Source organism: Agrococcus sp. HG114, from assembly GCF_024723325.1.
GTDB lineage: Bacteria > Actinomycetota > Actinomycetes > Actinomycetales > Microbacteriaceae > Agrococcus.
This window is the reverse complement of record NZ_JANQCH010000107.1, coordinates 1-7,999: the sequence shown is the minus strand read 5'-3', so window position 1 is coordinate 7,999 and position 7,999 is coordinate 1. Positions and strand designations below refer to the sequence as shown.

Here is a 7,999-nt window from a genome sequence, read left to right as displayed (position 1 = left end):
CGGCTGGAGCGTCGGCGGAGCCCCGCTCGGTCTCACCGCGCGGCTGCTGCGCGCCTCGAGCATCGCGTGGGTCGCGGTCGGGATCGTGCTCGGCACGGTCACGGGCCGGCTCGCGCCGATCGTCGCCGAGGCGATCGCCGACAACCCCGCGCTCTCCCGCATCGTCACGACGCTCGGCGAGGACGGCGGCGACGTCGAGGGGATGTACCTCACCGCGATCGCGAGCTTCGTCGCGCTCATGGCGAGCGCCGCCGCGATGCAGGGCGCGCTGCGGCTGCGCCACGAGGAGCTCGCGCACGGCGAGCTCGTGCTCGCGACGAGCGTGCGCCGCTCGGGCTGGCTCGGCAGCCACGTGCTGCTCGGCGCGCTCGCGGGCGTCGCGACGCTCGCCGCCTTCACCGCGGTCGCCGGCGCATCGCTCGCGGGCTCGGGCGACGACCGCTGGGGCCAGCTCGTCGAGATCGCCGTCACGCATCTGCCGCTCGTGGCGATCTACCTCGCGGTGGGCGCCGCGCTCGTCGCCTTCCTGCCGTCGACGGTCGCGTGGCTCGGATGGGTGCTCCTCATCGGCCTCATGCTCCTGGGCGAGTTCGCCCCGCTCTTCGGCGAGCAGTGGGAGTGGGTCGAGAACCTCAGCCCCTTCCACTGGGTCGCGAACCCGCTCGTCGCCGACCCCGACTGGACCGGCACGTGGTGGCTGCTCGGCATCGCCGCCGCGCTGCTCGCCGCCGCCGCTGTGGGCTTCAGCCGTCGCGACGCGACCGTCTGACGGCGGGCGGATGCGTCAGTGCCGCCCGGTGCGGAGCCACGCGTCCGTGCGGGCCCGCAGGCCCAGCGTGAGCGCCCGCGCGCCGAGGTAGCCGAACGGGAACGCCGCCCAGATCATGGCGAGCGCGTCGACGCCCGGCAGCAGCGCGAGGAGCAGGAGCGGCAGGTAGACCGCGAGGTTGAGCAGCCCGGTGACGGCGAGGTAGCGCACGTCGCCCGCGCCGATGAGCACGCCGTCGAGCACGAACACGAAGCCGGCGATCGGCTGCGCGAGCGCGAGCAGCACGAGCGCGACGGGGAGCGGCCCGAGCACCGCCGGGTCGGAGGTGAACGCCCCGCCGAGCACCCACGCGACCGAGAGCAGCAGGGCTCCCACGATGCATCCGAACCCCACGCCCCACGCCTGCAGCCGGCGGGTGACCGCGCGCGCCTCGGCCGCGTCGCCCGCACCGAGGGCCTTGCCGAGCATCGCCTGCCCCGCGATCGCGAGCGCGTCGAGCGCGAAGGCGAGGGTCGAGAAGAGCGCGAACGCGATCTGGGTCGCGGCGAGCGTCGCGGTGCCGGCCTGCGTCGCGACGGCGGTGGTCGCGAGCAGCGCCGCGCGCAGCGAGAGCGTGCGCACGAAGAGCCACCCGCCGGTCGACGCGGTGCGGCCCAGGTCGCCCCAGTGGATGCCGAGCGGCACGCCCTCGCGCCGCGCCTCGCGCACCGCGAACCAGAGGAAGAACGCCGCCATGCCCCACTGCGCGACGACCGTGCCGAGCGCGGAGCCCGCGACGCCGAGCCCGGCGCCGTAGATGAGCACCGCGTTGAGCAGGGCGTTCGCGGCGAACCCGATCGTCGCGACGACGAGCGGCGTGCGGGTGTCCTGCAGGCCCCGCATGAGGCCCGTCGCGGCGAGCACGATGAGCATCGCCGGCAGCCCGAGCATCGAGATGCCGAGGTAGACCGCCGCGTGCTCGGTGACGGCGGATGCGGCCCCGAACGCCGCGACGACGTGTCCCGCGAGCGGCGCGGCCGCGACGAGCACCGCCCCGGCGACGACCGCGAGCCAGATCCCGTCGATGCCCGCGCGGATGGCCGCGGGCCGGTCGCCGGCGCCGAGCAGCCGCGCGACGGCGGGCGTCGTGCCGTAGGCGAGGAAGATGAGCAGCCCGACGGCGGTCGAGAGGACGGCCGCGCCGATGCCGACGCCCGCGAGCTCCTCGGCGCCGAGGTGCCCGACGAGCGCCGTGTCGACGAGCAGGAACGCCGGCTCGGCGATGAGCGCGCCGATCGCGGGGATCGCGAGCCGCAGGATCTCCCGATCCCGCGCATCCGCCCGCACCCGCACCCGCCCACGCTACCCGCGCAGGGATCTCAACCGGGCTGGTGGTCGGCAGGCGCGATAATCGCGTCCGCGGACCACCAGCCCGGTTGAGGAGCAGGCACGTAGGCTGAGGCGCATGACGACCCTGCCCTCCGGCCTGCCCGTCGACGACTTCAGCGACGCGGTCCGCCCCCAGGACGACCTCTTCATGCACGTGCACGAGCGCTGGCTCGAGCGCACCGAGATCCCGAACGACAAGGCGCGCTGGGGCGCGTTCGCGGTGCTCGCGGAGGAGGCGGAGGCCGCCGTGCGGGAGATCGTCATCGAGATGCAGGAGGCCGAGCCGGGCACCGATGCGCGGAAGGTCGGCGACCTCTACGCATCCTTCCTCGACGAGGAGGCGGCGGATGCCAAGGGCATCGAGCCGATCCGGCCGCTGCTCGAGCGGGCGGAGGCGGTCGGCAGCATCGACGAGCTGCTCGCGCTGCTCGGCGACCTCGAGTCGATCGGCGGCCCCGGATTCACGGGCGTGTGGGTCGACACCGACCCGGGCGACCCGACGCGCTACCTCGTGCACATGAACCAGGGCGGCCTCGGCATGCCCGACGAGTCGTACTACCGCGAGGACGCGTTCGCCGAGGTGCGCGAGGCCTACCTCGCCCACCTCGCGACGATGTTCGGGCACCTCGGCGCCGCGCAGCCCGACGCCGACGCCGCCGCGGTGTTCGCGCTCGAGACCGAGCTCGCGACGCACCACTGGGATCGCGTCGCCTCCCGCGACGACGAGAAGACCTACAACCTGCAGCGGCCGGCCGAGCGCTACCCGCGCCTGCGCACGTGGCTCAGCGCGATCCACGCGCCCGAGGGCACCTTCGCCGAGGCGGTCGTGCGGCAGCCGAGCTTCTTCGAGGGGCTCGAGTCGATGCTCGTCGACGAGCGCCTGCCCGAGTGGCGCACGTGGCTGCGCATGGGGATCCTCCGCTCGTTCGCGAGCTACCTCACGACCGGCATCTCGAAGGACCAGTTCGACTTCTACGGCCGCGTGCTCACGGGCACGCCCGAGCAGCGCGAGCGCTGGAAGCGCGGCATCTCGCTCGTCGAGGGCATGCTCGGCGACGCGATCGGCCGCATCTACGTCGAGCGCCACTTCCCGCCGGAGGCGAAGGCCGCGATGGACGTGCTCATCGAGCACCTCGTCGAGGCGTACCGCGCGTCGATCGAGCGGCTCGAGTGGATGGGCCCCGAGACCCGCCGCCGCGCGATCGAGAAGCTCGAGAGGTTCACGCCGAAGATCGGCTACCCGAAGCAGTGGCGCGACTACTCGTCGCTCGAGATCGGCGACGACCTCGTGCAGAACGTGCAGGCGGCGACCCGCTTCGAGCACGACCGCGAGCTCGCGAAGATCGGCAAGCCCATCGACCGCGACGAGTGGTTCATGAACCCGCAGACGGTCAACGCCTACTACAACCCCGGCTTCAACGAGATCGTCTTCCCCGCGGCGATCCTGCAGCCCCCGTTCTTCGACGCGGGGCGGGATGCGGCGGCCAACTACGGCGCGATCGGTGCCGTGATCGGCCACGAGATCGGGCACGGCTTCGACGACCAGGGCTCGAAGTACGACGGCGACGGGCGCCTCGTGGACTGGTGGACCGACGGGGACCGCGCGGCGTTCGAGCTGCGCACGAGCTCGCTCATCGCGCAGTACGACGCGCTCGAGCCCGTCGCGGCGCCCGGGCACAAGGTGAACGGCGCCCTGACGATCGGCGAGAACATCGGCGATCTCGGCGGCCTCGGCATCGCGTGGAAGGCCTACGTCGCCTCGCTCGAGGGCGAGGAGCCGCCGGTGATCGACGGCCTCACGGGCGCGCAGCGCTTCTTCCTCGCGTGGGCGCAGGCGTGGCAGATCAAGATCCGGCCCGAGGAGGCCGTGCGGCTCGTCTCGATCGACCCGCACTCGCCGAACGAGCACCGCACGAACCAGGTGGTGAAGAACCTCGACGCGTTCGTCGAGGCCTTCGACGTGCGGCCGGGCGACGGGCTCTGGCTCGACCCCGAGGCGCGCGTCACCATCTGGTGATCCGCGCCTCCCGCCCGGGAACCTGGGAGCACGAGCCGGGCGGGGCTGGGTATCGTAAGGGCGCACCCGCCAGCGACGCTGGCACCCCAACGACAGGAGCGGACATGCGCGGCAGGATCCTTCTCGTCATCGGCTTCGGCGTCGGCTACGTGCTCGGCGCGAAGGCCGGGCGTCAGCGCTACGAGCAGATCGCGGGCGCGGCCGACAAGGTCTGGAACTCCCCGACGGTCAAGAAGCAGCGCCACGAGGTGCAGCACTTCGTCGAGACGCAGGCGCCGAAGCTCGTCGAGCAGGCGAAGGACGTCGCGGGCGAGACGATCGACAAGGTCGGCAAGCGCCGCTCGCGGGGCGGCGACCACACGACCGACATCGCGCGCCCCGAGGACGTCTCGTGAGGCCCCGCAAGTCGCTCGGCGATCTCCTCGCCGAGACGCCGCAGATGATCGTCGACCTCGCGAAGGCCGAGATCCAGCACCTCAAGCAGGAGCTGTCGGAGAAGGCGAAGGGCGTCGGCGTCGGCGGCGCGCTGCTCGCGGCGGCGGGCGTCGTGGCGATCTTCCTGTTCAGCTGGCTGCTCTACGCGGCCTACCAGGGGCTCAACGTCGTGTTCGCGCCGTGGCTGTCGGCGCTGCTCGTCTCCCTCCTGCTGCTCATCGTCCTGGCGATCCTCGCGCTCGTCGGCCTCCGCCTCATCAAGCAGAACAAGGACTTCGGCGACCTGGAGGCGGTGGACAGCATCAAGGACGACGTCAACATGGTGCGCGGGCTCGGCCACGCGGCCGACGGCACCGACCCGCTCGACGACCTGCCCACGACGGCTGCAGCACCGCGGCCGTCCGAGTCGGGCGGCCTCACCAGGGTGGAGGGAGACGCGCGATGACCGACCAGCGTGAGATCGACCGGCGGCGCGAGGAGCTGCGGCAGCACCTCAACGAGATCGAGGACCGCGTGAACCCGAAGAAGGTCGCGACGCGCGTCGTCGGCCGGGCGCAGGACTCCTACAACGACGACCCGACCCCGTGGCTCGCCGCGGCGGCGGGCCTCGCCGTGCTCGTCGTGGGCGGCATCGCCCTCGCCGTCTTCGGCCGGCGCTGACCTCGCTCGTCGCCCGCCCGGCGCTCACCGAGGCGGGCCGCGGGTTCGTCGCGGAGCGCCATCTCGCGACGCTCAGCACCGTGCGGCGCGACGGCTCGCTCCACGTCGTCGCCGTCGGCTGCACCGTCGAGGAGACCGCCGAGGGCCTCGTCGTGCGCATCATCACCGACGGCGGCTCGCAGAAGGTCCGGAACCTGCGCCGCGACCCGCGCGCGAGCGTCGCGCAGCTCGACGGCGCCCGCTGGTGCTCGTTCTCGGGCACCGCGACGGTCTCGGACGACCCGGCCCGGGTGGCGGATGCGGTGGAGCGCTACGCGCGCCGGTACCGGCAGCCGCGCGAGAACCCGACGCGCGTCGTGATCGAGCTCGCGGTCGAGCGCGCGATGGGGTCGCGCGGGCTCATCGCGTGAGCCGCTAGGCCGCGATGGCCGCCTCGTGCAGCTCGCGCCGCTCGACGTGCAGCGACGCGAGGTCGATGCGCACCGCGGTCTCGGGCAGCATGCGGTTCCAGCCCTCGCCCGTGAGGCCGCTCGACGTCACCGCGATCGCGCCGTCCTCCGAGCGCCGCCACGAGAGCTGGTAGTAGTGGTCGACGTGGTCGACCGGCAGGTCGTCGCCGAGCCCCGACTCCTCGAAGAGGGCGAGCGGGATGGGGGCGCCCTGGTTCGCGTGCACCGCGATGAGCTCGTCGGGGCTCAGCACGAGCAGGTTGAGCGCCGAGCTCGGGAACTCCCGCCGCAGCTCGGAGACCGTCGCGGTCACCGCGTCGAAGAGCGGCAGGCCGGCCTCGTGGCGCCGCAGGATGAGCGCGAAGACGACCGCCGTGTCGGTCTCGCCGCCCACCCGCTCGAGCTCCGCATCCGTCACCTTCGCGCGCAGCGCGCCGAACGGGGTCACCGAGCCGTTGTGCGCGAGGGCGATGTCGCCGACGCGGAACGGATGGGTGTTCTGCACGCGCGTCGCGAAGCCCTCGGTCGCGAGCCGCAGGTGCGTGAGGCGCGCGCGCGAGGGCGTGTCGCCGAGCGCGTCGGTGAGGTCGGGGTTGTCGAGGCCGCGGCGCGCGTCGCGGTAGCGGCGCACCTGGCCGCCGTCGATCCACGCGGTGCCCCAGCCGTCGGTGTGCAGCCGGCCGAGCCGCTGCCACTCGGAGCAGCTCGCGTCGCCGAGCACCTCGCGCGTCGTGACAGGGGTGGGGGAGACGTGCGCGAGCAGCCTGCACATGGTCGTCCCCCTTCCGTCCACTCCATCATCGCGCACTCGGGCCCCGGGTGCCGGATGCGCCGTCACATCGGGTAACAGTGCGTCGCGCGCCGCTGTTCCAGCGGTCCGTCCACGGGGCGCGTGCGCCTCGCCGCACGGGCGCCCCAGGTGCGGGAGGATGGGGGGATGGACGTCGAGCTCACCCCCGAGCAGCTCGCGATCTTCCGGCGCATCGAGGACGGCGACGGCCACCTCTTCATCACCGGGCGCGCGGGCACCGGCAAGTCGACGCTGCTGCGGCACCTCACCGAGCACTCCGCGAAGCAGATCATCGTGTGCGCGCCGACTGGGGTCGCCGCGCTCAACGTGGGCGGGCAGACGATCCACTCGCTCCTCAAGCTGCCGCTCGGCGTGATCGCCGACGCGCCGCTGCGGCAGCGCACGGAGCTCAAGCAGCTGCTCGGCAGGCTCGACCTGCTCGTGATCGACGAGATCTCGATGGTGAACGCCGACCTCATGGACGCGATCGACCGCTCCCTGCGGCAGGCGCGCGGCGTGCGCTCGGTGCCGTTCGGCGGCGTGCAGGTCGTGATGTTCGGCGACCCGTACCAGCTCGCGCCCGTGCCGGGGGATGCCGAGGAGCGCGCCTACTTCGCCGACCACTACGAGTCGATGTGGTTCTTCGACGCGCGCGTGTGGCGCGAGGAGGCCGAGCTCGAGGTCGTCGAGCTCGTGCACATCCACCGCCAGACCGACCTCGACTTCAAGATGGCGCTCAACGCGGTGCGGCACGGCACGGTGACGGCCGAGATCGCGCAGCTGCTGAACGACGCCGGTGCGCGCACGCCGCCGGGCGACGACGTGCTCACGCTCGCGACCCGCAACGACACGGTGACGCGCATCAACGGGCGCGAGCTCGCGCGGCTGCCCGGCAAGGCGAGGACGGCGGTCGCCGAGGTGTCTGGCGACTACGGCGGCAAGCAGTACCCGGCCGACGTCGAGCTGCAGCTCAAGCTCGGCGCGCAGGTGATGTTCCTCCGCAACGACGCCGAGGGCCGCTGGGTGAACGGCTCGCTCGGCAAGGTGGTCGACATCGGCGGCACGGTGTGGGTCGAGGTCGACGGCGAGCAGCACGAGGTCGAGCCGACGGTGTGGGAGCAGTACCGCTACTCCTACTCGCCGACGACGCGCGAGATCAAGCGCGACGTCGTCGCCGAGTTCACGCAGTTCCCGCTGCGCCTCGCGTGGGCCGTGACGATCCACAAGGCGCAGGGCAAGACCTTCGACGCGGCGGTCGTCGACCTGGGCACGCGCGCGTTCGCGCCGGGGCAGACCTACGTCGCGCTCTCGCGGCTCACGTCGCTCGAGGGCCTCTACCTCACGCGGCCGCTGCGGCCCGGAGACATCATCGTCGACCAGCGCGTGCGGCGCTTCATCCACGAGGTGCGCGCTCGCGCGAGCGCGCGGCCTGCGCCGGCGCCCCCGGCGGAGTCCGCGGCCGAGGAGGACGGCCGCGACCGCGTCGAGCCCGCGTTCGCGCCCGCCGGGCC

At 73.1% G+C, this 7,999-nt stretch carries 8 protein-coding genes and 1 pseudogene; 7 read left to right on the top strand and 2 right to left on the bottom strand.

Translation table 11 applies throughout. The features are described 5' to 3' along the window. Window positions 1-769, top strand: a pseudogene (locus NWP09_RS10065) (hypothetical protein); the annotation flags it as partial. 15 nt (window positions 770-784) lie between these two features. On the opposite strand, the gene NWP09_RS10060 reads toward NWP09_RS10065, so the two are convergent. Continuing rightward, a complete protein-coding gene (locus NWP09_RS10060; RefSeq protein WP_258275377.1) occupies window positions 785-2,101 on the bottom strand; it encodes an MATE family efflux transporter in 1,317 nt (438 codons plus the stop codon). Between the two features lie 112 nt (window positions 2,102-2,213). On the opposite strand from NWP09_RS10060, the gene NWP09_RS10055 reads away from it, so the two are divergent. The 5 genes from NWP09_RS10055 to NWP09_RS10035 all read left to right on the top strand — a co-directional run bounded on the left by NWP09_RS10055 (window position 2,214) and on the right by NWP09_RS10035 (window position 5,659). Further along, a complete protein-coding gene (locus tag NWP09_RS10055) occupies window positions 2,214-4,154 on the top strand; it encodes a M13 family metallopeptidase (protein ID WP_258275376.1) in 1,941 nt (646 codons plus the stop codon). Window positions 4,155-4,258: 104 nt separating this feature from the next. Beyond that, window positions 4,259-4,549 (top strand): hypothetical protein, encoded by a 291-nt coding sequence (locus NWP09_RS10050; RefSeq protein ID WP_258275375.1) that lies wholly within the window; start codon window positions 4,259-4,261, stop codon window positions 4,547-4,549. Then, window positions 4,546-5,034 (top strand): phage holin family protein, encoded by a 489-nt coding sequence (locus NWP09_RS10045; protein ID WP_258275374.1) that lies wholly within the window; start codon window positions 4,546-4,548, stop codon window positions 5,032-5,034. Before NWP09_RS10050 ends, NWP09_RS10045 begins: the two co-directional genes overlap by 4 nt. Beyond that, entirely contained in the window at window positions 5,031-5,249 is a 219-nt protein-coding gene (locus tag NWP09_RS10040; RefSeq protein WP_258275373.1) for a DUF3618 domain-containing protein, read from the top strand. The genes NWP09_RS10045 and NWP09_RS10040 overlap by 4 nt, the downstream gene beginning before the upstream one ends. Continuing rightward, window positions 5,246-5,659, top strand: coding sequence for a pyridoxamine 5'-phosphate oxidase family protein (locus NWP09_RS10035; protein WP_258275378.1), 414 nt, complete (start codon window positions 5,246-5,248; stop codon window positions 5,657-5,659). Before NWP09_RS10040 ends, NWP09_RS10035 begins: the two co-directional genes overlap by 4 nt. Window positions 5,660-5,663: 4 nt before the next feature. Here the strand turns inward: NWP09_RS10035 and NWP09_RS10030 are convergent, their stop codons facing one another. Next, window positions 5,664-6,470, bottom strand: a complete 807-nt coding sequence (locus tag NWP09_RS10030) for a class II glutamine amidotransferase (protein WP_258275372.1) — start codon at window positions 6,468-6,470, stop codon at window positions 5,664-5,666. Between the two features lie 165 nt (window positions 6,471-6,635). Between NWP09_RS10030 and NWP09_RS10025 the strand changes: the two genes are divergently transcribed. Then, a partial coding sequence (locus tag NWP09_RS10025) for an ATP-dependent RecD-like DNA helicase (RefSeq protein ID WP_258275371.1) occupies window positions 6,636-7,999 on the top strand: 1,364 nt, incomplete at its 3' end.

What these genes read in the sequence shown, in the direction of transcription:
- NWP09_RS10055 (WP_258275376.1), top strand. Translation starts at nt 2,214, where the DNA reads ATGACGACCCTGCCCTCCGGCCTGCCCGTCGACGACTTCAGCGACGCG.
- NWP09_RS10050 (WP_258275375.1), top strand. Translation starts at nt 4,259, where the DNA reads ATGCGCGGCAGGATCCTTCTCGTCATCGGCTTCGGCGTCGGCTACGTG.
- NWP09_RS10040 (WP_258275373.1), top strand. Translation starts at nt 5,031, where the DNA reads ATGACCGACCAGCGTGAGATCGACCGGCGGCGCGAGGAGCTGCGGCAG.
- NWP09_RS10030 (WP_258275372.1), bottom strand. Translation starts at nt 6,470, where the DNA reads ATGTGCAGGCTGCTCGCGCACGTCTCCCCCACCCCTGTCACGACGCGC.